This is a genomic window from Pseudoalteromonas sp. MBR-15 (genome assembly GCF_053628915.1).
Genome location: NZ_JBRJHH010000013.1, coordinates 65,484 through 85,538 on the forward strand (window position 1 = coordinate 65,484; position 20,055 = coordinate 85,538).

Genomic DNA, 20,055 nt, shown 5'->3' on the forward strand with positions numbered 1-20,055 from the left:
TGATATGGAATTTTTAACCGAAACTTTCTCTGGCTTTACGGCAATGTCGCACTGGGAATATATTGCAGTGGCGTTGTCGATGGCGTACTTGTTGCTCGCGATTAAAGAGAGCTTATGGTGTTGGCCTGCCGCGTTTGCAAGCACCTTTATTTACACCGTAATGTACTGGAATGGCGCACTATTGATGGAGTCGCTGCTTAACTTATACTACATGTACATGGCTGTGTATGGGTGGGTAATTTGGCGACGAGGTTTAAACCATAAAGACCGGTTGCCGATTGTTTCGTGGTCATTAAAAAAGCATGTCGTGATCTTATTTACTACCTCATTAGCCTCGGTGGTGATTGGTTTCATCATGACCAATTACACGCATGCAGATTTTGCATATTTAGACAGCTTTACCACCTGTTTTGCTGTGGTTACAACCTACCTTGTCGCCAAAAAAGTTCTTGAAAATTGGCTATACTGGATTGTTATAGATGCGGCTTCCATGTATTTGTACTTTGAAAAAGGGTATTACCCGACCTTGGTGCTGTTTGTTTTTTATACCATTATGGCAGCGTGGGGGTTTAAAACCTGGTATGAAGAGTATGAGCAACATCAAGCTAAGCCATTAGCTCAACTTTAAATGAAAACAGAACAACAAATAAACGCGCTATTTTCGCGTTTTGATCCCGCGTTAACGATTACGTCAATCAGTCCATTGGTTGAAGGGTTAAGTAACGATAATTACTTAGTAAAAACAGCGACCAATAGCTATTTGGTAAAACATTATCGCGACCATTGGCCTGCACTAGGCTTGGCTGCTCAAACACATTTTGCTAAACAAAGTTGCTGCCCAGCGCCTCTTTGGCTAGAACAAGCCACAGACACGGCTATTTTCGATTATGTTGAAGGTCGTATTGCCAGCGGCGATTTTTGTGACAGTTTACTGCCAGATTTAGTCAATCTGCACCTGTATCCCTTGCTCACAGAGCCAATGGACATCGCTTATGAAATTAATTGTTATCAACACACCACTCGCTACCAACAGCATCTTACATTAATAGAAGAGTCACTCGCTTATATTGCTAATGCACCAAAAGATATGGGCTTTTGCCATAATGATTTGGTTAAAGAAAATATCATTGTGAATAATAGCGGTATGTTTTTAATCGACTTCGAATATGCCAAAAGTAATGATGTTTATTTTGACTTGGCAGCCTTAGTGGTCAGTTTTCAGCTGAATACTGAACAACAGCAAGCTTTGCTTGAACAATACCGAACACTTATATCAGCCCACCACGAATTTACCCTTTCGCTCAACAAGCTGGCGGCATTTCAGGGGCTATTTTTATTATTGTGTATTTGTTGGTACGAGCAACGAGGGGCAATGGATAAAGTGGCGCCACTGCTTGTGCAGCTTCACCACTTCATTAAACAGCAAAAACGCTAAAGGCCACCAATTCGCTCGGCAAGCTCTTTGTATTTTTTTACATCATCGTGTTCGAACAAAGGCTCACCTTTGTCATCTTGTGATTTCGAGATCAGTAAATGTTCGCGAGCAAGTCGTTTCACGCGTTCTACTTTTACACCTAAAAATTCTGCAACTTGCTCTGTTGACATTAAACTCATGATCAAATTCCCACCTTGTTATTAATTTTATAAGTATACGTTAATACCGTGGTTCTGCCTTAATGTGAAGTGTTTTAATGAAAATTGCTGAATTTATAAGCATGTAAAGTGTTCAATGCTAGCATTTATAGCAAGATGCCATTATCATTGCCGGGTTGTCATGCTGATATCGCGAGTTGGTACTGACAACGACAAATGTGCTCTCGTGGTGAAATGGATATCACGTGGCCCTCCGGAGGCTGAGTTGCAGGTTCGATCCCTGCCGAGAGCGCCATTTGCTCCTTCTTTTGTTATTTTCTACACTGTTTATATCCTTTTTATTTTCATGATTTTAAAACATGACTTATCAACCCATTGCATGTGGTGATTACGACCAATTCGAATTGTGGTGTATGCACTCAACAGAATTACAGATTACATTGCACTCAGGCGAGCAAGTAAATGGCAAAGCGATTAACTTACAGATTATAAGTCCTGAAGGTGAGCACTTAATTTTGAGCACAAAAAAAGGCGAACATGCCGTTCGCCTTGATTTAATCAAATCTGTTGAGCCACGCTAAGGTAGGCTTATAACCACTTTTTATTCTTAAAGTAGATACCAATACCAACGGTAAGGACCACTAAGAAGATTAAAAATAGGCTAAATGCATACGGACTTTCCGTGCCCGGAATACCGCCCACATTGACACCAAGTAAGCCCGTTAAGAAGCCTAATGGTAAAAACAATGCTGCAACGACCGACATCACATACATACGCTGATTAAGTTGTTCAGACACTTGGTTAGCAATAGTCTGTTGAATAATTTGTGCACGTTCAATTGAGCTGTCTAGCTCTTCTAAAAAGCGAATCAACATATTGGTTGTTTCGTTTAAACGGGCTTTGTCGTCTTCATCTAACCACTTGTATTTGTTGTTTAACAGCGTAATAAGGGCCTCTTTTTGTGGCCTTAAATAGCGTTTTAGGGCGATGGTCTGACGGCGCATTTGTGCTAAAGCTTGGTTATCAAAACCTTTGCTTGGCTCATCAATTTCGTCTTCAAATATATCCAACGTGTCATCAAGGCTATCAATGACCCCTTGCATACGCGATGTAAGATTTTGTGCTAATTGACACACGAGCTCTGAAATTGAACATGGACCGTTACTGTCATCAAATGTTGCAACAACATCTTGCACTGAGAGTAAACGGCGTTTGCGGGTTGTGATAATAACGTTTTCGTTGATAAATAAGCGCAAAGACACCATGTCTTCTGGGCTTTGTGCGGGATTTAAATTAACGCCACGTAAAAAGAGCATCGAACCGTTGGTTACTTTTGTTAGGCGTGGACGCGTCTCATCCGCAATCAGGGATGCTAATTCATAGTCAGTCAGTAAATTACTGTCAGCAAGCCACTTTACAGCGTCAGCTTGGCTGTAATCCATATGAACCCAAAGTTTTCCATGTTCGGGTTGCCAATTCTCCAGCTCGGTACTATTGTCAATAGCACGTGCACCGCCTTGCTCGTCTAAAATTAAGACATGAAGTAACCCATTGATCATATTGAACTCTCATTTTACAAATAGTGCGATATAGTTGAGTATATACATTAGTATAGTCAAGACTATATTAATGAAATCGATTTATCGATGAGATGAATATATTTTGTTGGTGTTTCTAGCTCTGTAGCGTATAAGACACTTTTTTATAGAGGGCACATTAATGAGTGCAAAAATTATCGTTGGCTGGCGCGAATGGCTAAGCCTTCCTGATTTAGGAATTGATAAAATCAAAGCAAAAGTGGACACGGGGGCGCGTACATCGTGTATTCATGCTTTTGATATTGAAGAGTTTTCAGAAAATGGCGAAAACTGGGTGAAATTCACAACCCAGCCTCTGCAGGATGATGTGGATACTGTGGTCCACTGTCGTGCAAAAGTGATGGAGCGTAAGTATGTGACCAGTTCAAGTGGTCAAAGAGAGCTTCGTTACTTTATAGAAACAACGTTAGTCGCAGGAAGCCAAAGCTGGCCCGTTAGAGTGACTTTAAGTAACCGTTCAACAATGAAGTTTAGAATGTTGTTAGGGCGTACAGCAATGGAAAATCGCATAGTCGTCGATCCGGCTTTATCTCATTTATTATAAAAGGCGCTCATAGCACGCTCAGTGTGTGAGTTTGTCAGTAAAGGTTTTAACTATGAAACTTGGTATTTTATCTCGCAACCAAAACTTATATTCAACACGTCGCTTAATTGAAGCAGCTGAGCAACGTGGTCATGAAGTAAAAGTGATTGATGCATTGCGTTGTTATATGAACATTAATTCTGATCAACCAGAAATTCATTACCGCGGCGAAAATTTAAAAGATTTTGATGCTATTGTTCCGCGTATTGGCTCGTCAGTGACTTTCTATGGGTGTGCAGTATTACGTCAATTTGAAATGATGGGTGTGTTCCCTGTAAATGAATCAGTGGCTATTTCACGCTCTCGCGATAAATTACGTTCATTACAGCTATTATCGCGTAAAGGTGTAGGCATGCCTGTCACAGGGTTTGCAAGCAAGCCTGATGATGTTAAAGACTTACTAAGCATGGTTGGTGGTACACCGGTGGTTATTAAGTTACTAGAGGGTACACAAGGCATTGGTGTTGTGTTAGCCGAAACGCGCAAAGCGGCAGAAAGTGTAATCGAAGCTTTCATGGGCTTAAAAGCGAACATCATGGTGCAAGAGTACATCAAGGAAGCGGGCGGTGCAGATATTCGCTGTTTCGTTTTGGGCGATAAAGTAATCGCAGCGATGAAGCGTCAAGCACAAGAAGGTGAGTTCCGCTCTAACTTACACCGTGGCGGCAGTGCGACATTGGTTCGCATTACCCCTGAAGAAAGAAAAACAGCCGTTGCTGCTGCAAAAGCAATGGGCTTAAACGTAGCGGGCGTTGATTTACTTCGCTCAGCACGAGGACCATTAGTGATGGAAGTTAACTCATCGCCGGGTCTTGAAGGTATCGAAGTCGCTACGGGTAAAGATATTGCAGGCATGATTGTTGATTTTATTGAAAAAAATGCAGCAACGAAAAGAACTGCAACACGTGGTAAAGGCTAAGATTTACAAGCGCTCTAGTAAAAGGAAAAGTGCGTGGCAAAGGTTAAGAAAAATACTCCGTTTTCAATTTTAGGTGATACGGTTGGTGTGGGTGAACGTAAAACGTTTTCTATTGAAGCTGCAAAGCTTTATACCCACTCACCGCTTAATATTCCAATTGAAGTCGTTAATGGGGTCCAGCAAGGGCCTGTGTTAATGGTATGCGCGGCAATTCATGGTGATGAGCTCAATGGTGTTGAGGTTGTAAGGCAATTGCTCGCAAAAATTGAGCCTGAACAATTACGCGGCACAATTATAGCGGTGCCAATAGTGAATGTATTTGGCTTTATCCATAAGTCGCGTTATTTACCTGACCGTCGTGATATGAATCGCAGTTTTCCGGGTTCAACACGGGGGTCATTAGCTGGGCGAATGGCGAATGCCTTTTTCTCGCAGGTGGCAATGCATTGTACGCACATTATTGATTTGCATACTGGTGCGATTCATCGTACTAACTTACCGCAAATTAGGGCTAACTTAAGTGATCCTGATACCGCGGCTATGGCAAAAGCATTTGGTACACCAGCGGTGATAGACGCCTCATTACGCAATGGCTCTTTACGCAGCGAAGCGGCTAATTTAGGTATCCCAGTGATAACCTACGAAGCGGGTGAAGCGCTGCGATTCGACCCCATTGCGATTGCAGCCGGTGTGCAAGGCGTTGATTATGTTATGCGTCATTTAAAAATGGTGCGTGGTAAGCGGGCGAAAAAACTCCCAGAGCCGGTGATTGCAAGTTCAACAAGTTGGGTGCGTGCAGAGGTTGATGGTATTGTCCGTGCGCAAGTATCCCTTGGTGAGCGCGTCATGAAAGGGCAAGTGCTCGCTTATATCAGCAGTCCACTTGGTGATGCTGAGCTTGAGCTATTAGCGCCACGAAGTGGCATTGTAATTGGCCAGCAAACCATGCCGCTTGTAAATGAGGGCGATGCGGTATTCCATCTTGCTTACTTTGCGCATGCGAATAGCTTGGTAGAGCAACAGCTAGAAACCTTTATTGACGAAATAAGCGATATTGAAGACGAGCTTAAAACGGCTGAACTCAATAATTAGTTGCTGACATCGTCAATACATAAAATAAAAGCCGCATTTGCGGCTTTATTTTTTGGGTCCCAGAATACGCTTTGTTGATTGCGTTTTACTCGGAGTAGGGGCTTTATTGAGTACCATTACTGGGCGAGTAACAAAAATATTATTGGGGTAAATAACCTTGTGACCATCGACATGCTCAAGCACCACGTTCATCAAACCCATTTCAATGATACGTCCCTCTAAAAAGTTTGCGCCATCGATGACACGTATCCAATAGCCCACACGACAGTCGTTTTGAATGAACATTAATAAAAAGGCGGTTAAATTACTCAATAACGACCACGCTGCGAATAGGGCGACACCTAACATAGCAAATAGTGATGAACCTAAAACTAATAAACCGCGCAGCTCAATGCCCCAAAATACTAACACTAGGCACAGCATTACAATGGCGAGAATAATGTTTAGTAGCAGTTCTGCACGATAAACACGATGAGGATCTGCTTTACCTTTGATGGCTTTTAACAGCAGTTTCTTTGTGGTTTTTCTTAGTAATGGGTAAAGTAAAATCGCGATAATCGTCACGATTAAATGGTATTGCTCGTTAAAGAGTGTTTCGAAGTCCAAGGGGGATCCTACATTAATGTTAAGCGTCGAGATTTTAGCTCTTTACCAACCGAATAACACTATCTTAGAAAGTATTTTTAACGGTGACAAGCCATTGCACAGAATCAATGTCGCTGTCCTTTTTGTTGATAGGCGCAGCAATATCGAGGTGAATGACCGTTCCGGCATTTGCTCGACTTGGTGCTAACCGTAAGCCAACACCGATATTTTGCAGTACATTACCATTCGTGCCGTTATCTTTGTCGTTATACCAAGCGCGGCCGATGTCGTAAAAAGCCGCGCCACCGACTTTAAATAGTTGCAGTAAGTCATATTCCCAATAATAGCGTTTTTCGAGACTTACTAAAAAGCTACGATCGCCAATTTGATAATCAAGCGGGTAGCCACGTAAACCATTTTCGCCGCCAAGGGTGAGTTGTTTATCGGCTGTCAGGTTTTTGGCATATTGCAGGCGCACTTTGGCATACCAGCTTTGTTGTAAACTGGTATTCAAATAGTATTGTACTTGGCTACTGGTTATGAGATTTTCGACATCGTCTTGTTCTTCGTTCCAATAACCATCTATATCAGCTTTAAAGCGCCATAGCTGATTATCTCCGCTGTAATGGGCTTTTGACAGAGACAAAGAATAAATAGTCCGGCTGGCGTCATCGCTAAAATCTTTACTTGAATAACCCAGTAATGCTTGAATATTCCAGCCAAGATTTAGGTCTTCAGTACGATAAATACTGTCGAAATTTCTTACTTTTACATAATGGTCTTCGAACCATTGCGCACTGATGAACGGGTAACTTAGGCTGCGATCATCTGCGATAGGTAACTGGGTGGCAGCAATAGCTTTAAAGGTGTCTTCACGGTTTTCTATCCCTAAACTGATTCGTTGTGTCCAGCTTCGGGCAAGTTGACTTGAATGTCCAAAGTAAGCGCGATTGAGGGTGGTTTTTTGCTCGAACTCACTGACAACTTCGCCGCGATAATAGAGTGGCTCACGGCGCTGGTCTGAGTAACTAGTTGCACCGTAGCTGTATGGAGTATCAATTGAGTAGAATGGGTAACTAACATCGATGTAATGGCGTTTACCATCATCGTTATCTGAATATTCGAGTCGACCACGGTAGCGACTCGAAAAGATATTAGGGTCATCGTATACAAATAAATACCCGGTGCGGTCTGCATCGTGCGTACGCGAGAATGACACCCGTTTACCCCAGCCTAAAAAGTTTGATTCACGAAAGCCTATACTTGATTCGTTTTCACCGCCGCTGCGGCTAAAGCTAATTTCGGGCAGCAAAGTCCACAAGTCACGCGTAACGACTTTAACATTCACGTTGCCGTCGCAATCAAGTTCAGCATGAATCCGTGCATCGTATAAATAACCTTGTTTACGCAGGAGCCGTTCTGATTCTAGTAACTTACGAGGTTGATAAATATCCCCCTCTGAAAACAGCAGTACACTGTGAATCACTTCGGGTTCGGTTGTCATATGAGCACGATTCGCAAAGCGAAATAACGCGTTGTTTTCTTCTTCAAGTGCGGTATTGAAGACATTGAGCTGTTCAAGCTTAATGGAAGTGATTTTGCGGTTATCGGCGGCTTCGGGGAGGGGATTGTCAGTATCGAGCTGGCGACGTAAGTTGTTGTCTTGCGTTTTAAGAGTGCGTTGGTTGTGACAGTAGTTATTATTGTCAGCGAGTACCTGCTCTGCATAGGCATGCGATGTTACGCTAAGTAACACCATTGGTAAAATCTGAGCAACAAAGTGCGACTGCTTAAATCCCATTTACACCCTTAGTTGTTTATTTGCTATGCAACTACTACATACTAAGCGTGAGAAAAAGTCTAGCTTATTATTGTAACTGCATGACTAAATACTGATGAAGTTTTGGCAAAACACTCGCCGCTTCAACGCCTTCAGCGTTTATCCAAACACTTTCGCTATAATGTTCAAAGTTTAGATTAAAACTATGATCTGTAAAGTGAAACCTTAACTGATGACGATCGGCACCGGCATCAAAGTCTGCAATTTTAATTGCGGGGGCGTGCAAAAAGAGGGTAGCCCACAGTTCAAAATCTTCGTCGTTAGGCAGGTCGCGTGAGTTAATGACAATTATTTCATACTCGGCGTCATAAATAAGGTCAGTCATCGTAATCCTAGTGGGCGGCGAGGTAGTCGCGAATGGTGTTTAAAAAAGGAGAACCGTACTTGTTTAGCTTCGTAAACCCCACGCCTGATACTTTTAAAAATTCGCTATCATTGGTCGGCATGAGCTGTGCCATTTCAGCCAGCGTTTTATCATTGAAAACGACATACGGAGGAACGTCATCCGCATCAGCCAATTCCTTACGCAGAGCCCGTAATCTAGCAAATAGCTTTTTGTCGTAATTAAATTGCGCGAGTTTATCTTGATAAACGTGTTTGGCTTGTAAGCGTGGCTCGGCTAATTGCAGGGCGTATTCACTTTTAAGTACTGCACGAGCTGCTTCGGTTAAGCGCAGTGAAGAGCCTTGAGTTATATCTTGGCTTAATAAGCCTTGGTGAATAAGCTGCCTTAAAATACTCAGCCAAAACTCCACACTGTGATCTTTGCCCATACCGTAAGTGCTCAGTTGGTGGTGATTGTTATCGCGGATACGGCTGGTATTTGCCCCGCGCAGCAATTCAACAATATAACCAATACCAAAACGCTGCTCTGCACGATACACGCACGAGAGTGCTTGTTGCGCGACCAACGTGCCGTCAAAGCTTGTCGGTGGATTTAAGCAAATATCGCAGTTGCCACAGGTTTCACGTTTGTACTCGCTAAAATAGTTGAGCAGGATTTGTCTGCGACATGTTTGGGCTTCAGCAAAGCTGGCCATCGCATTAAAGCGCTGCTCTTCTACTCGGCGGCGTTGCTCATCTTCGATATCTTCAAAAAAGCGACGAACGCGTCCTATGTCGGCCGGATCAAAATACATTATCGCTTCAGCGGCTAAGCCATCACGACCAGCACGGCCTGTTTCTTGGTAGTAAGCTTCAACACTTTTAGGAATATCGTAATGCACAACAAAGCGTACATTAGGTTTATTAATTCCCATACCAAAGGCAACCGTTGCTACTACAATTTGAATATCGTCACGGGCAAAACCTGACTGCACAAATTGTCGTTGTTCGTTACTCATCCCCGCATGATAAGCCGCGGCATTAAAGCCTGCATCAGCGAGTTTTTCGGCAACATCATCAACACGTTTACGGCTGGTGCAGTAAATTATTCCACTTTGGTTTTGCTGCTCTTTTAAATAACGCAGCAGCTGCACCATGGGTTTGAATTTTTCTTCGATGGTGTAACGAATATTGGGCCTATCAAAGCTGCCTGTGTGTACGTAAGGCTGATTAAGCTGTAGCTGCTCAATAATATCGTAACGTGTCGCTTTATCGGCTGTGGCAGTTAATGCCATCATCGGAACATGCATAAAACGCTGTTTTAGCTCATTAAGCCGACAATAGTGAGGCCTAAAATCATGGCCCCAATGCGAGACACAGTGCGCTTCATCAATAGCAAACAGAGCGAGTTTTAGGTGACTAAGGCGCTCTAAAAATTCGTGTTGTAAGACTTTTTCAGGTGCAACGTACAACAGCTTTATTTGCCCGTAATGCAGTTGCTGGTACACCGCTTGCTGCTCTTCGAATGGCAGACTGTTGTTAATATAAGCGGCCTGAACGCCCAGTGCTTTGAGTTGTGCAACTTGGTCTTGCATTAATGAAATAAGCGGCGAAATGACGACAGTGACACCATCAAGGATCAAGGCGGGTACTTGATAGCAAAGTGATTTTCCCCCACCTGTTGGTAACAAGACGAGCGAGTCTTGTCCGTCAAGCGCTGCGGCTATAATCGCTTCTTGACCATCACGAAAATCCTTGTAACCAAACACTTGTTTGAGTACGGCTTGTGGCGATCGAACGGGGGTGTTAGTCATTGCGGTATTGGTATTCATCGCCGAGCATTTTAGTGTTTTTTTTGGATGATGTCTGTAGCAATATACCTAAACGACCTCAATATGCAGAATTCAGCGTTTCACAGGTGCTTAATATCAAGGCGTTACTTTGCAACAATGGCAGTCCCTTTTAAGAAGTAACAACGATGAGAGTAAGTGCCTGTGGAGCGCCCAAAGGGTTGGTTTAAAAGCGATTTATACTGCGTTATTGATTTTAACAATAGAACCACTATTACTTGCAATCAATGTCTTGCCTAAATCGCTTTTAATTCCAACTGAAACTCGCATCTTGAGGTGGTTTGGGTATACATGGGTTTATTTGCCGCGTTTTAGTTGCGCCAGTAAATAGGCGGCGTAAAATAGTGTTTTTAATCTATAAAGCCTGACTTATGCCTACCAATCTTGAACAGCGAAAAGGGGTTATTTTCGCATGTTTAGCGTTTTTTATGTGGGGCTTAGCACCCATTTATTTTAAACTTTTACAGAATATATCTGCCTTTGAAATCTTGATGCACCGTGTTATTTGGTCGGTGTTATTTTTGTTGATCATTATTGCTGCACGCCATCAATGGCAGCGCATTCGCGTTGTATTAGGTCAGCCTAAGTTGCTCCTAATGCTGGTGGTAACGGCCAGTTTGCTTGGCTTTAACTGGGGCTTGTTTATTTGGGCGGTAAACAATAACCACATGCTCGATGCGAGTTTGGGTTATTACATAAACCCACTTTTAAATGTGTTGTTAGGTATGCTGTTTTTAGGTGAGCGACTGCGTAAATGGCAAGGCGTAGCCGTTGGCCTTGCATTATGCGGTGTATTATTACAATTGCTCAGCTTTGGCTCTTTTCCAATCGTGGCTTTTTCTTTGGCAGGCTCGTTCGCTATCTATGGCTTACTGCGTAAAAAGCTGCCTATCGAATCGCTGCCAGGGTTATTACTTGAAGCGTTAATTTTACTGCCTGTTGCTCTGGTTTACTGGTGGTTAATGGTGCCCACAGCCAGTTCTGATTTTACTGCCAATGATTGGCATATCAATCTGTTACTTATTAGTGCAGGTGTGGTGACCACGTTGCCTTTGCTGTGTTTTACAGGCGCTGCTAAACGTTTGCAGTACAGTACATTGGGCTTTTTTCAGTATATTGGTCCAAGTTTAATGTTTGTGCTAGCAGTGGCATTTTATGGCGAAGTATTTGATGCTGAAAGGGTGATAACGTTTGCGTGTATATGGAGCGCGCTGGCTTTGTTCAGTTGGGATTCGTACCGTCAAAGCCGTAAGCAGCGTAAAGCATCATTAAAAGCAGTGACTAAACCTATTTAATATCAGCTCACTAACTTGTTACGGCCAGTCTCTTTGGCTTGATAGAGTTTTAAATCGGCCTGTTTTATCAGTTCATCAATGCTGTAAACAGGCCCATTATGAAATCCGATAGATAGCGTAAATGTAATGTTGTCACGACTAAATTCCGCGCTGTGTTTTTCGATGAAATGGCGAAATTTTTCTAATCGTTGCTGTGCTTGTTGCGGATCATTATCAGCAAAAAAGACAGCAAACTCTTCTCCGCCTAAGCGTCCGACTAAATTATCTTTAAAGTACTTAAGTAGGCACCGTGACAGGCATTTGAGTACATCATCACCTGAGTCATGACCGTACTTGTCGTTAATTGATTTAAAGTAATCGATATCAATCATGCCGAGTGAGACCGATTTTTTTGCCGCGTGTGCCGCTTTTAAATGCTGACTCGCCTCGCCAAAGAAATAGCGGCGGTTTGGCAATGATGTTAGGTAGTCGGTATTCGCTTGTAAGCGAATCGTTTTAATATTTTCTAACATGTCGACGTTTTGGCTTAAGCGACAATAAAACTCTTCGTTATTAAAGGGCTTACTTAAATAATCGTCAGCGCCAGACTTTAAAAAACGCGTTGATAAATGTAAGGTATCTTGTGCTGAAATACCAATTATGGCTTTTTCGTCATTGTTATACAGGCGACGAATTTCGACACAGAGCTGATCGCCATTCATATTAGGCATTTCGTTATCAGTAATGATCACAGAGATTGAGGGGTTTTCTGCTAAGACTCGCAGTGCATCCACGCCATCTACCGCTTCAATAACTTGGTACTTATGTCGTGCGAGTAGATTACAAATGTGACGGCGAGTTGCGGGGGAGTCATCAACCACTAAAACTAATATTTGTTCATTACGCGGTAGGCGAGTCAGTTGTTTTTCTAAGTATTGATAGGCTTGTTTATTTTCTTTGGTGATGTAATCAATGATAGGATGCTTTTCGACCGTGTTTCGGGTTTTTTCGTCTAAATTGCCGGTCATAACGATGGTAGGAATGTCGGCATCGACGCTGCAGGGGATGGCTTCACTGTTGGGTGCATCTGGAAGGATAAAATCAACAACGGCGCAAAAATAGTTATTTTCAGCAATAAGTTGTTTAGCTTCAGCTAACGATGTTGCGATGTCTGCTTCAAACCCTACTTTATGCGCGATATGCTTTTGCACTCGCGCAATAGTAGGTGCATCTTCAATGATTAATATTTTTCTGGTCACGTTTTACCTTGTAATAACTTTATCGCGTAGCGTAAGTTATTACATGTTGTAACTCTAAAAAGTTAAAAAAGCAACTTGCTTACAAACTATCCGACTCAGAATAATAATCAACGCTTTGTGGTGTCGGGCTCGCGATACGAGAACGACCGAACAAAGTATGAAACTTAGTTTTGCAGGTAGTTTGTTTTAGGTATTTTATCCAAGCGCGCTCAATTGGGTTGGTTGCTTCTAGGTTACCTGTGACTACTTGCACAAATTGAGTTTGAAATTCATTTTGTGGTTCTAGGGTTTTGTTGTATAAACCCTTTAGTACAACACCATGCTGTTCGAGAATGTCGGCTTCTAGCAAAGTGAAGTGACCACTACGACCAAAACCGCGTGGGAAGTTTTGATCATCATAAAATTGACGTTGGCTTACGAATGCCTGACGAAGTGATGAAATGTCATTGCTCATGGCTGTATCCTCATACCCTATTTTCTTGCAGGAGTATGGATCAAGTTGTCGATTTTATTAAACAAGTTATTTTTATCGTAAGGGTAAAAAATGGATATCGATTTATTAAAGACCTTTGTTGAAGTGGTGCGCACACGTCACTTTGGTAAGGCAGCTGAAAACCTGTACATTACCCAGTCTGCTGTGAGTTTTCGGATCCGTCAATTAGAGCAAGGTTTAGGCGTTAATTTATTTATTCGTCAGCGTAATAATATACAGCTAACAGCGCCGGGTGAACGACTCTTACCTCACGCACAAATGATTATCACCGGCATGCAAAGGGCTAAAGTCGATGTGGCACTTGCTGATAATATGCATAAGCAAATTAGTTTAGCAGGCACTCCGAATATTTGGGATGCTTTTTTACAGTTTGGGATCACGAATATTGTCTCGGCAATGCCGGGAGTTTCATTGGTTGCTGAAGTGAAGGCGCAGCAAGAGAGCACGCGTTTATTACTTGAGCGCACACTCGATTTAGCCGTGCTGTTCGATCCCCCTAAAGTAGATGAGTTAATTGTTGAGCGTATTTGTGAATTGCCGATCATTCCGGTGAGTGCATACGAAACAGCGAACAGTGAGAACTTTTTTGATAACCAGTATGTGTATGTAGACTGGGGCACCTCGTTTTCGTTATGGCATGCTCGTGAGTTTAATGGTCACGCTCCTCCTTATTTTAGAACCAGCACAGGGCGTATTGCCTTAGACTTAATTTTGAAGTGTGGCGGTAGTGCCTTTATTCCTCAGTTATTAGTCGAGGAGCAGCTTAAAGCGGGTGAGCTATATCATGTTGAAGATGTGGCGCATACCTCGCGAGATGTGTTTGTTGCCTACCACAGAGATAATGAACAAACGCCACTATTAGAGAAATTGGTGACTTTATTGACTGAATTAAAAATTAAAGCTTAAAAAATTTTAAACGATGCTTTAAATAAAATTTTATTTTGCAGTAGTAAGTTACGTTTTTATTTCAGAAATAATTACATTTCATGAAGGTAAATTTACGATTTTATTTCAATTGTCATTTTTCTGTCATTTTTCGCTGGCAAACTGCCCGCATTGAAACACGAGCACGTGTTTTTGTTGCGATTATTGAGGAAACGACATGAAATTTGCAAAGTCTAGCTTATTCTTAGCTTTATTTGGTGGTTTATCTTTTTCAGCATTAGCGGATGTTGATGTGTATGGTAAAGCAAACGTGACTGTTCAATCATCTGATGATGGTGAAGGGTCTTTCACTGAAATCAAAAGCAATAACTCACGTTTTGGCCTGAAAGGCTCTGAAAAAATAACTGAAGGCTTAGAAGCTGTTTATAAACTAGAGTTTGGTGTTGACGTATCTGACGCTGATTCAAAAGGCGACAATGATGACAACATCACTGCACGTAACCAATACGTAGGTGTTAAAGGTGGCTTTGGTCTGGTTGTGATTGGTCGTAACGACACAGCAATGAAGCTATCTCAAGGCAAAATTGATTTATTCAATGACCTTGAAGGCGATATTAAAAATGTATTTAAAGGTGAAAACCGTTTAGGTAATACGATTTCTTACGCATCTAACGATTTCAGTGGCTTTAAAGTGCTTGCAACCTATATTGCAGAAGATGATGTTGATGCAGATAACGGTTATTCACTTGCAGTTACTTACGGTGACGCTCAATTAAAAGACAGCAAACTGTATGCCTCTGTTGCAGCAGATAGTGAAGTGAAAGGCTACGATATTGTACGTGCAACCGTACAAGGTAAAGTCGGCGACTTTAAACTAGGTGCTATGTACCAAACACAAGAGAAAGTGGATGGCAGCGCAGAAGCGGATGGTTACTTGGTGAATGCGGCGTATAAAATGAATAGCAACACGTTCAAAGTTCAATACCAAGTGATTGATTTTGATGAAGGCGATAAGAAAACGGCTATCTCTGCTGGTGTTGATCACACGCTTAGCAAAAACACCAAAGTATTTGGTTTCTACTCAACATTTGATATGGACAACCAAGTGGATCAAGATTACCTAGGCGTTGGTATTGAATACAAATTCTAACCGTTCACACGGATAACTCCCTTATTTTAAGCCCTGCATTGATGCGGGGCTTTTTTATGCGAGCGCGTAATCTGATTTGCCTGCTAACCAACGTGTAATTAGCTTGTTTGATTGCTCTGGGTAATCGGTTAACATTTTAAAGGCAATGGGTCTGACATGGGCCAGCGTTTGTTTGTCGCGATTAAGGTCGGCGATTTTAAATTCGGCTAAACCGGTTTGCTTGGTGCCGAGCACTTCACCTGGACCACGGATTTCAAGGTCTCTTTCGGCAATAACAAAGCCGTCATTACTTTCGCGTAATACACCTAAGCGTTTTTGTGCTGTTGCAGATAAAGGCGCGTGATAAAGAAGAACACAGTGCGATGCTATCGCCCCTCGACCAACACGGCCTCTTAATTGATGTAATTGCGCAAGTCCTAAGCGTTCGGGGTTTTCAATGATAATCAGGCTGGCATTCGGCACATCAACACCCACTTCAATCACCGTTGTCGCGACTAAAACATGAATATTACCCGCTTTAAACTCACTCATAATCGCTTGCTTTTCAGCGGCTTTCATTCGGCCATGTACTAAGCCGACATTTAGCTCGGGCAGGGCTTCTTTTAATTGTGCTGCGCTGTCCTCTGCTGCTTGGCACTGCAATACCTCAGACTCGTCAATAAGCGTACAAACCCAATACACTTGACGGCCTTGCGCTGTGCAGGCTGTTCTGACTCGTTGAATGATTTCCTCACGGCGAGTATCTGGAATGGCAACGGTTGTGATAGGCGTTCGACCTGGCGGTAATTCATCAATCACAGAGGTTTCTAAGTCTGCATACGCGGTCATAGCCAACGTGCGTGGGATAGGTGTGGCTGTCATAACCAGTTGGTGGGGATAACAGTCACCAAAACGCCCTTTTTCACGCAGTGATAATCGTTGGTGCACACCAAAGCGATGCTGCTCATCAATAATGATTAAAACAAGGTTATTAAATTCGACCTGCTCTTGGAACAGCGCATGAGTGCCAACAATCATTTGCGCCTCACCCGAGGCTATTTTTTCAAGTGTGGCGGCGCGCTCTTTTCCTTTACTTTTGCCTCCAAGCCATGCGACTTCAATGCCCAAGTTGTTAAACCATTGGCTAAAGTTGATACCATGCTGCTCAGAAAGAATTTCGGTCGGAGCCATTAAGGCAACTTGGTAGCCTTCGCTAATTGCTGTTAGCGCACTGAGTGCTGCAACAAGGGTTTTTCCTGAGCCTACATCACCTTGAACAAGGCGCATCATTGGGAAAGGGTGTTGAAGATCGCCCTTGATCTCTGCCACAACTCGGCTTTGTGCCGTGGTGGGACTAAATGCCAGTGTCGACAAAAACTCTGTCTCTAGCGGGTTATGAGGCTTTAATGCAATAGCTTTTACACTTTGGCCTTTTTGGCGTAGCTTCAACAAGCTTAAATTTTGTGCGAGCAGCTCTTCAAATACTAATCGTTGCTGAGCAGGGTGAAAGCCTTGCTCAAGCGCCGTTAAATCGACATCGTTTTGCGGGCGATGCAAGGTCAAAAGTGCATCACTTAAGCGCATGCCAGTGGGTTGAAATTGTTCTGGCAGTAATTCTTCAACGGGATATTTAGCAAGTAAAGCTAAGGCTTGGTCGCTTAAAGCGCGGATAGACAGCTGCTTAAGGCCTTCAGTAACAGGGTAAACGGGTGTTAGGGTGGTGTTCGTCGGTTGTTCTGATGGCGTGTCTGATAAACTGTATTCAGGGTGGGTCATTTCAAACCCAACCCGACCACGGCGTATTTCACCAAAACAGCGAATAATTTTACCAGCGCTGAGCGCATTTTTTTGTGCCGCACTAAAATTAAAAAAACGCAGCGTTAAACGACCTGTGCCATCATTAACTTGGCAAACCAGCATGCGTCTTTTGCCAAATGTAATTTGGCTGGTTTCAATTGTGGCCTCGACACTCACATGGCTGTGTGGCTGTAATTCACAAATGGGGTGAATGCGAGTACGGTCTTCATAGCGGTGCGGTAAATGAAACAGCATATCCTGCACTGTATGAATACCAAGCTTAGCAAGGCGCTCGGCCATTTTGGGGCCAACGCCTTTTAATTCAGTTATCGGGTATAACGCTAAGCTACAATGACTCAATGGTGACTCAAATTATTAATTAGTAAACTTTTTTCAGTTTACTGTGAGTCGTTAGCGGCTTCAAGCGATTGCGTATGTTTTAAAATCTGCCAAAAGTCATCATCAGCGACTATTTCTCCACTTTCATCAAGCGCGGGGTAAGGCAGTTCTTTTTCGCGGCATTGCTTTGCAATAATAGGGTGGCATCCCTCAAATAAAATACGGTGTTTTATGCTGTCGTCTAACATATTACGTTCATACAGGCCGGCTTCTTCGCGTTGGCGCTGTGCTTCAAACAAAATTAATGCGGCTGCAACGGATACATTGAGCGATTGCACCATCCCTTGCATTGGAATAATGATGTGTTTATCAGCATGCTCAAGTGCGCGAGGCGAAATTCCATCACGCTCTTGGCCTACAATCACAGCCGTTGGTTTGGTGTAATCAATTTCGCGAAAGTCGACCGCATCGTCACTGAGGTTAGTTGCTAAAATTTGCACTTCTGGATTATGGGCTCGCATCATCGCTACGGCGTCGTCTATGGTGCGATGCAAGTGCGTTTCTAACCAATTTTTGCTGCCACCCGAGGTGTTATTGGTTAGCCATTTTTGATTGTCAGGCCACACTGCGTGCACATGATGACAGCCTGTTGCGTCAGCAGTACGGGCAATGGCTGATAAATTATGATGCTTGTGTACTTCTTCTAAACAAACCGTTAGGTCCGTTTGGCGGCGTTCTAACACCTGTTTTACACGCTCAAAGCGAGTTGTATCCATAGTTGTGTGCTCGTTGACGGATTCTAATTGGCGCTGATTATACCCAGTATAAGGCTAGGGCACTACCGCTCTACTGATTGGGTTTTGTAACGAAATAAGCGTTTCAGTTGATTGAATGGCCTCTATGGCTTGAATTTTATTGATCAACACATCCTGTAAGTGGTCAATAGAGCGCGCCATTACTTTGATAAATATACTGTAGTTACCCGTGGTGTAGTAGGCCTCAACCACTTCTTCGAGCTCTTTTAGGTGCAGTAAGGTGTCTGGGTAATCACGGGCATTATTGAGATTAATACCAATAAAACAGCAGACATCGTAACCGAGTTGCTTTGCATTAATACTCACTTGGGTGCCGGTGATAATACCGGCTTGTTTCATTTTTTCGACGCGAACATGAATAGTGCCGGCACTGACGGCAAAGCGTTTGGCTAATTCTGCGTATGGGGTGCGTGCATTTTCCATTAATGCGTTGAGGATGTTTTTATCGAGATTATCGATTTGATAATTTTCCATGAATTAACCGAGTTGTAATTATTGATTATCTAAAATTTATAGCATTATTTTTACGATAATTACAATGTTAAGTTCTTTTTATTGCGGGTTATTGAAAATAATCTTCATTTGGTTGAGGATTGTTTTAACGAAGAGATTTTAGTTCTCTATAAGCAAGTAACAATAACTGGGAATGAGGCCAATTATTATGAGTTCACACTACCTGCAGCAACAGCAGCAAATTAGTAAAGTAAAACAGTTTTTTTCGAGTCAATTAGAGCAGCAACTTGGCTTAGTTGAGGTGCAAGCCCCTATCTTGGCAAAAGTAGGTGATGGCATTCAAGATAACTTGAGTGGAACTGAAAATGCTGTATCGGTGGCGGTGAAAACGATTCCTGGTAGCCAGTTTGAAGTGGTGCATTCACTCGCTAAATGGAAGCGTAAAACGCTTGCTGAGTATGGTTTCTCTGTCGGTGAAGGGCTTTATACTCACATGAAAGCATTACGCCCAGACGAAGAGTCATTAAGCCCGATTCATTCAGTGTATGTTGACCAATGGGACTGGGAAAAAGTGATTTGCGAAAGCACTGAACGTACTTTAGATAAACTTAAAGAAACAGTGACGTTACTTTATCAAGCGATAAAAGCGACTGAACGTTATGTTGCAAGTGAGTTTGATATCCCCCCATTTTTACCTGAAAAAATTACCTTTGTTCACAGTGAACAATTACGCCAAATGTACCCTGATTTCACTGCGAAACAGCGTGAAAAAGCGATTGCGCAGGAATACGGCGCGGTATTTTTAATTGGTATTGGGGGAGCGCTTGCAGATGGTAAAATTCATGATGTGCGTGCGCCAGATTACGACGATTGGTCGACGCAAACCTGCAGCAAGTTTGCTGGTTTAAATGGCGATATTCTAGTGTGGAACCCAGTACTTGAAGATGCGTTTGAAATTTCGTCGATGGGAATTCGTGTAAGTCCTGATGCATTGGCTACACAACTGGCGATTACGGGCGACCAAGCGCGTCTTGAATTTGATTGGCATAAAGCGTTATTAGCGAAAAAGTTCCCGCAAACGATTGGTGGTGGTATTGGTCAGTCTCGTTTAGCGATGCTGCTATTACAAAAGCACCATATCGGGCAAGTGCAGGTCGGCGTGTGGCCTGAGCAGTTAAAGCAGCAAGTTGAAGGAATTCTTTAGTTTAAAGATTAATGACCCTGGT

General features: G+C 42.8%; 21 protein-coding genes and 1 tRNA gene. 11 read left to right on the forward strand and 11 right to left on the reverse strand.

All coding sequences use genetic code 11. The annotated features are described in order from the left end of the window. Positions 1-4: 4 nt before the first annotated feature. The gene (gene pnuC, locus ACSSVW_RS16350; RefSeq protein WP_036973092.1) at positions 5-628 is read left to right on the forward strand and encodes a nicotinamide riboside transporter PnuC; all 624 of its coding nucleotides are present in this window, start codon (positions 5-7) and stop codon (positions 626-628) included. Beyond that, entirely contained in the window at positions 629-1,435 is an 807-nt protein-coding gene (locus ACSSVW_RS16355; protein WP_036973090.1) for a phosphotransferase family protein, read from the forward strand. Here ACSSVW_RS16355 and ACSSVW_RS16360 read toward each other — a convergent pair. Next, the gene (locus tag ACSSVW_RS16360; protein ID WP_036973088.1) at positions 1,432-1,614 is read right to left on the reverse strand and encodes a hypothetical protein; all 183 of its coding nucleotides are present in this window, start codon (positions 1,612-1,614) and stop codon (positions 1,432-1,434) included. The two genes, ACSSVW_RS16355 and ACSSVW_RS16360, sit on opposite strands and share 4 nt — an antisense overlap. Before the next feature lie 199 nt (positions 1,615-1,813). Between ACSSVW_RS16360 and ACSSVW_RS16365 the strand changes: the two genes are divergently transcribed. Together ACSSVW_RS16365 and ACSSVW_RS16370 are read left to right on the forward strand one after the other, a co-directional pair. After that, positions 1,814-1,888 (forward strand) — tRNA-Arg (locus ACSSVW_RS16365). A 64-nt stretch (positions 1,889-1,952) separates the two neighbouring features. Further along, a complete protein-coding gene (locus ACSSVW_RS16370) occupies positions 1,953-2,174 on the forward strand; it encodes a Rho-binding antiterminator (protein WP_036973086.1) in 222 nt (73 codons plus the stop codon). A gap of 7 nt (positions 2,175-2,181) precedes the next feature. Here ACSSVW_RS16370 and ACSSVW_RS16375 read toward each other — a convergent pair whose 3' ends face one another. Then, entirely contained in the window at positions 2,182-3,153 is a 972-nt protein-coding gene (locus ACSSVW_RS16375; RefSeq protein WP_074989354.1) for a zinc transporter ZntB, read from the reverse strand. A gap of 160 nt (positions 3,154-3,313) precedes the next feature. Here ACSSVW_RS16375 and ACSSVW_RS16380 point away from each other — a divergent pair, with 160 nt between their 5' ends. The 3 genes from ACSSVW_RS16380 to ACSSVW_RS16390 are packed head-to-tail and all read left to right on the forward strand — an operon-like array spanning position 3,314 to position 5,786. Next, positions 3,314-3,736 carry an ATP-dependent zinc protease family protein gene (locus ACSSVW_RS16380; RefSeq protein ID WP_036973081.1) on the forward strand — a complete coding sequence of 141 codons (423 nt, stop codon included), beginning with the start codon at positions 3,314-3,316 and terminating at the stop codon, positions 3,734-3,736. Positions 3,737-3,788: 52 nt separating this feature from the next. After that, a complete protein-coding gene (gene rimK, locus ACSSVW_RS16385; protein WP_036973079.1) occupies positions 3,789-4,694 on the forward strand; it encodes a 30S ribosomal protein S6--L-glutamate ligase in 906 nt (301 codons plus the stop codon). 33 nt (positions 4,695-4,727) lie between these two features. Further along, positions 4,728-5,786 (forward strand): succinylglutamate desuccinylase/aspartoacylase family protein, encoded by a 1,059-nt coding sequence (locus ACSSVW_RS16390; RefSeq protein ID WP_036973078.1) that lies wholly within the window; start codon positions 4,728-4,730, stop codon positions 5,784-5,786. 45 nt (positions 5,787-5,831) lie between these two features. On the opposite strand, the gene ACSSVW_RS16395 is transcribed toward ACSSVW_RS16390, so the two are convergent. The 4 genes from ACSSVW_RS16395 to recQ form a co-directional block, all read right to left on the reverse strand. Then, positions 5,832-6,392: a mechanosensitive ion channel domain-containing protein gene (locus tag ACSSVW_RS16395; RefSeq protein WP_036973077.1), complete on the reverse strand. Its 561-nt coding sequence runs from the start codon at positions 6,390-6,392 to the stop codon at positions 5,832-5,834. 64 nt (positions 6,393-6,456) lie between these two features. Continuing rightward, the gene (locus tag ACSSVW_RS16400; RefSeq protein ID WP_051501926.1) at positions 6,457-8,172 is read right to left on the reverse strand and encodes a BamA/TamA family outer membrane protein; all 1,716 of its coding nucleotides are present in this window, start codon (positions 8,170-8,172) and stop codon (positions 6,457-6,459) included. A gap of 67 nt (positions 8,173-8,239) precedes the next feature. Next, positions 8,240-8,536: a DUF3630 family protein gene (locus ACSSVW_RS16405; protein WP_075593984.1), complete on the reverse strand. Its 297-nt coding sequence runs from the start codon at positions 8,534-8,536 to the stop codon at positions 8,240-8,242. Positions 8,537-8,543: 7 nt separating this feature from the next. Continuing rightward, positions 8,544-10,367: a DNA helicase RecQ gene (recQ, locus tag ACSSVW_RS16410; protein ID WP_454179708.1), complete on the reverse strand. Its 1,824-nt coding sequence runs from the start codon at positions 10,365-10,367 to the stop codon at positions 8,544-8,546. Positions 10,368-10,756: 389 nt separating this feature from the next. Between recQ and rarD the strand changes: the two genes are divergently transcribed. After that, positions 10,757-11,680 (forward strand): EamA family transporter RarD, encoded by a 924-nt coding sequence (rarD, locus tag ACSSVW_RS16415; RefSeq protein ID WP_036973073.1) that lies wholly within the window; start codon positions 10,757-10,759, stop codon positions 11,678-11,680. A gap of 2 nt (positions 11,681-11,682) precedes the next feature. On the opposite strand, the gene ACSSVW_RS16420 is transcribed toward rarD, so the two are convergent. Beyond that, positions 11,683-12,918, reverse strand: a complete 1,236-nt coding sequence (locus tag ACSSVW_RS16420; RefSeq protein WP_454179709.1) for a GGDEF domain-containing response regulator — start codon at positions 12,916-12,918, stop codon at positions 11,683-11,685. 79 nt (positions 12,919-12,997) lie between these two features. Then, on the reverse strand, positions 12,998-13,372 hold the full coding sequence (locus ACSSVW_RS16425) for a DUF413 domain-containing protein (RefSeq protein ID WP_036973071.1): 375 nt from the start codon (positions 13,370-13,372) through the stop codon (positions 12,998-13,000). Positions 13,373-13,462: 90 nt separating this feature from the next. Here ACSSVW_RS16425 and ACSSVW_RS16430 point away from each other — a divergent pair, with 90 nt between their 5' ends. Together ACSSVW_RS16430 and ACSSVW_RS16435 are read left to right on the forward strand one after the other, a co-directional pair. Continuing rightward, positions 13,463-14,317, forward strand: coding sequence for a LysR family transcriptional regulator (locus ACSSVW_RS16430; RefSeq protein ID WP_036973070.1), 855 nt, complete (start codon positions 13,463-13,465; stop codon positions 14,315-14,317). 196 nt (positions 14,318-14,513) lie between these two features. Then, positions 14,514-15,446, forward strand: coding sequence for a porin (locus ACSSVW_RS16435; RefSeq protein ID WP_454179710.1), 933 nt, complete (start codon positions 14,514-14,516; stop codon positions 15,444-15,446). 54 nt (positions 15,447-15,500) lie between these two features. Here the strand turns inward: ACSSVW_RS16435 and recG are convergent, their stop codons facing one another. The 3 genes from recG to asnC are packed head-to-tail and all read right to left on the reverse strand — an operon-like array spanning position 15,501 to position 18,850. Then, positions 15,501-17,582, reverse strand: coding sequence for an ATP-dependent DNA helicase RecG (recG, locus tag ACSSVW_RS16440; protein ID WP_454179712.1), 2,082 nt, complete (start codon positions 17,580-17,582; stop codon positions 15,501-15,503). A 38-nt stretch (positions 17,583-17,620) separates the two neighbouring features. Next, the gene (trmH, locus tag ACSSVW_RS16445; RefSeq protein WP_065978344.1) at positions 17,621-18,337 is read right to left on the reverse strand and encodes a tRNA (guanosine(18)-2'-O)-methyltransferase TrmH; all 717 of its coding nucleotides are present in this window, start codon (positions 18,335-18,337) and stop codon (positions 17,621-17,623) included. A 54-nt stretch (positions 18,338-18,391) separates the two neighbouring features. Continuing rightward, positions 18,392-18,850, reverse strand: coding sequence for a transcriptional regulator AsnC (asnC, locus tag ACSSVW_RS16450; RefSeq protein WP_036973064.1), 459 nt, complete (start codon positions 18,848-18,850; stop codon positions 18,392-18,394). A gap of 187 nt (positions 18,851-19,037) precedes the next feature. Here asnC and asnA point away from each other — a divergent pair, with 187 nt between their 5' ends. Continuing rightward, a complete protein-coding gene (gene asnA / locus ACSSVW_RS16455; protein ID WP_454179714.1) occupies positions 19,038-20,033 on the forward strand; it encodes an aspartate--ammonia ligase in 996 nt (331 codons plus the stop codon). Positions 20,034-20,055: the final 22 nt, after the last annotated feature.

What these genes read in the sequence shown, in the direction of transcription:
- ACSSVW_RS16380 (WP_036973081.1), top strand. Translation starts at nt 3,314, where the DNA reads ATGAGTGCAAAAATTATCGTTGGCTGGCGCGAATGGCTAAGCCTTCCT.
- ACSSVW_RS16435 (WP_454179710.1), top strand. Translation starts at nt 14,514, where the DNA reads ATGAAATTTGCAAAGTCTAGCTTATTCTTAGCTTTATTTGGTGGTTTA.
- rarD (WP_036973073.1), top strand. Translation starts at nt 10,757, where the DNA reads ATGCCTACCAATCTTGAACAGCGAAAAGGGGTTATTTTCGCATGTTTA.
- rimK (WP_036973079.1), top strand. Translation starts at nt 3,789, where the DNA reads ATGAAACTTGGTATTTTATCTCGCAACCAAAACTTATATTCAACACGT.
- ACSSVW_RS16405 (WP_075593984.1), bottom strand. Translation starts at nt 8,536, where the DNA reads ATGACTGACCTTATTTATGACGCCGAGTATGAAATAATTGTCATTAAC.
- ACSSVW_RS16355 (WP_036973090.1), top strand. Translation starts at nt 629, where the DNA reads ATGAAAACAGAACAACAAATAAACGCGCTATTTTCGCGTTTTGATCCC.
- ACSSVW_RS16370 (WP_036973086.1), top strand. Translation starts at nt 1,953, where the DNA reads ATGACTTATCAACCCATTGCATGTGGTGATTACGACCAATTCGAATTG.
- pnuC (WP_036973092.1), top strand. Translation starts at nt 5, where the DNA reads ATGGAATTTTTAACCGAAACTTTCTCTGGCTTTACGGCAATGTCGCAC.
- ACSSVW_RS16400 (WP_051501926.1), bottom strand. Translation starts at nt 8,172, where the DNA reads ATGGGATTTAAGCAGTCGCACTTTGTTGCTCAGATTTTACCAATGGTG.
- ACSSVW_RS16360 (WP_036973088.1), bottom strand. Translation starts at nt 1,614, where the DNA reads ATGAGTTTAATGTCAACAGAGCAAGTTGCAGAATTTTTAGGTGTAAAA.
- trmH (WP_065978344.1), bottom strand. Translation starts at nt 18,337, where the DNA reads ATGGATACAACTCGCTTTGAGCGTGTAAAACAGGTGTTAGAACGCCGC.
- ACSSVW_RS16430 (WP_036973070.1), top strand. Translation starts at nt 13,463, where the DNA reads ATGGATATCGATTTATTAAAGACCTTTGTTGAAGTGGTGCGCACACGT.
- asnC (WP_036973064.1), bottom strand. Translation starts at nt 18,850, where the DNA reads ATGGAAAATTATCAAATCGATAATCTCGATAAAAACATCCTCAACGCA.
- recQ (WP_454179708.1), bottom strand. Translation starts at nt 10,367, where the DNA reads ATGAATACCAATACCGCAATGACTAACACCCCCGTTCGATCGCCACAA.
- ACSSVW_RS16375 (WP_074989354.1), bottom strand. Translation starts at nt 3,153, where the DNA reads ATGATCAATGGGTTACTTCATGTCTTAATTTTAGACGAGCAAGGCGGT.
- ACSSVW_RS16425 (WP_036973071.1), bottom strand. Translation starts at nt 13,372, where the DNA reads ATGAGCAATGACATTTCATCACTTCGTCAGGCATTCGTAAGCCAACGT.
- asnA (WP_454179714.1), top strand. Translation starts at nt 19,038, where the DNA reads ATGAGTTCACACTACCTGCAGCAACAGCAGCAAATTAGTAAAGTAAAA.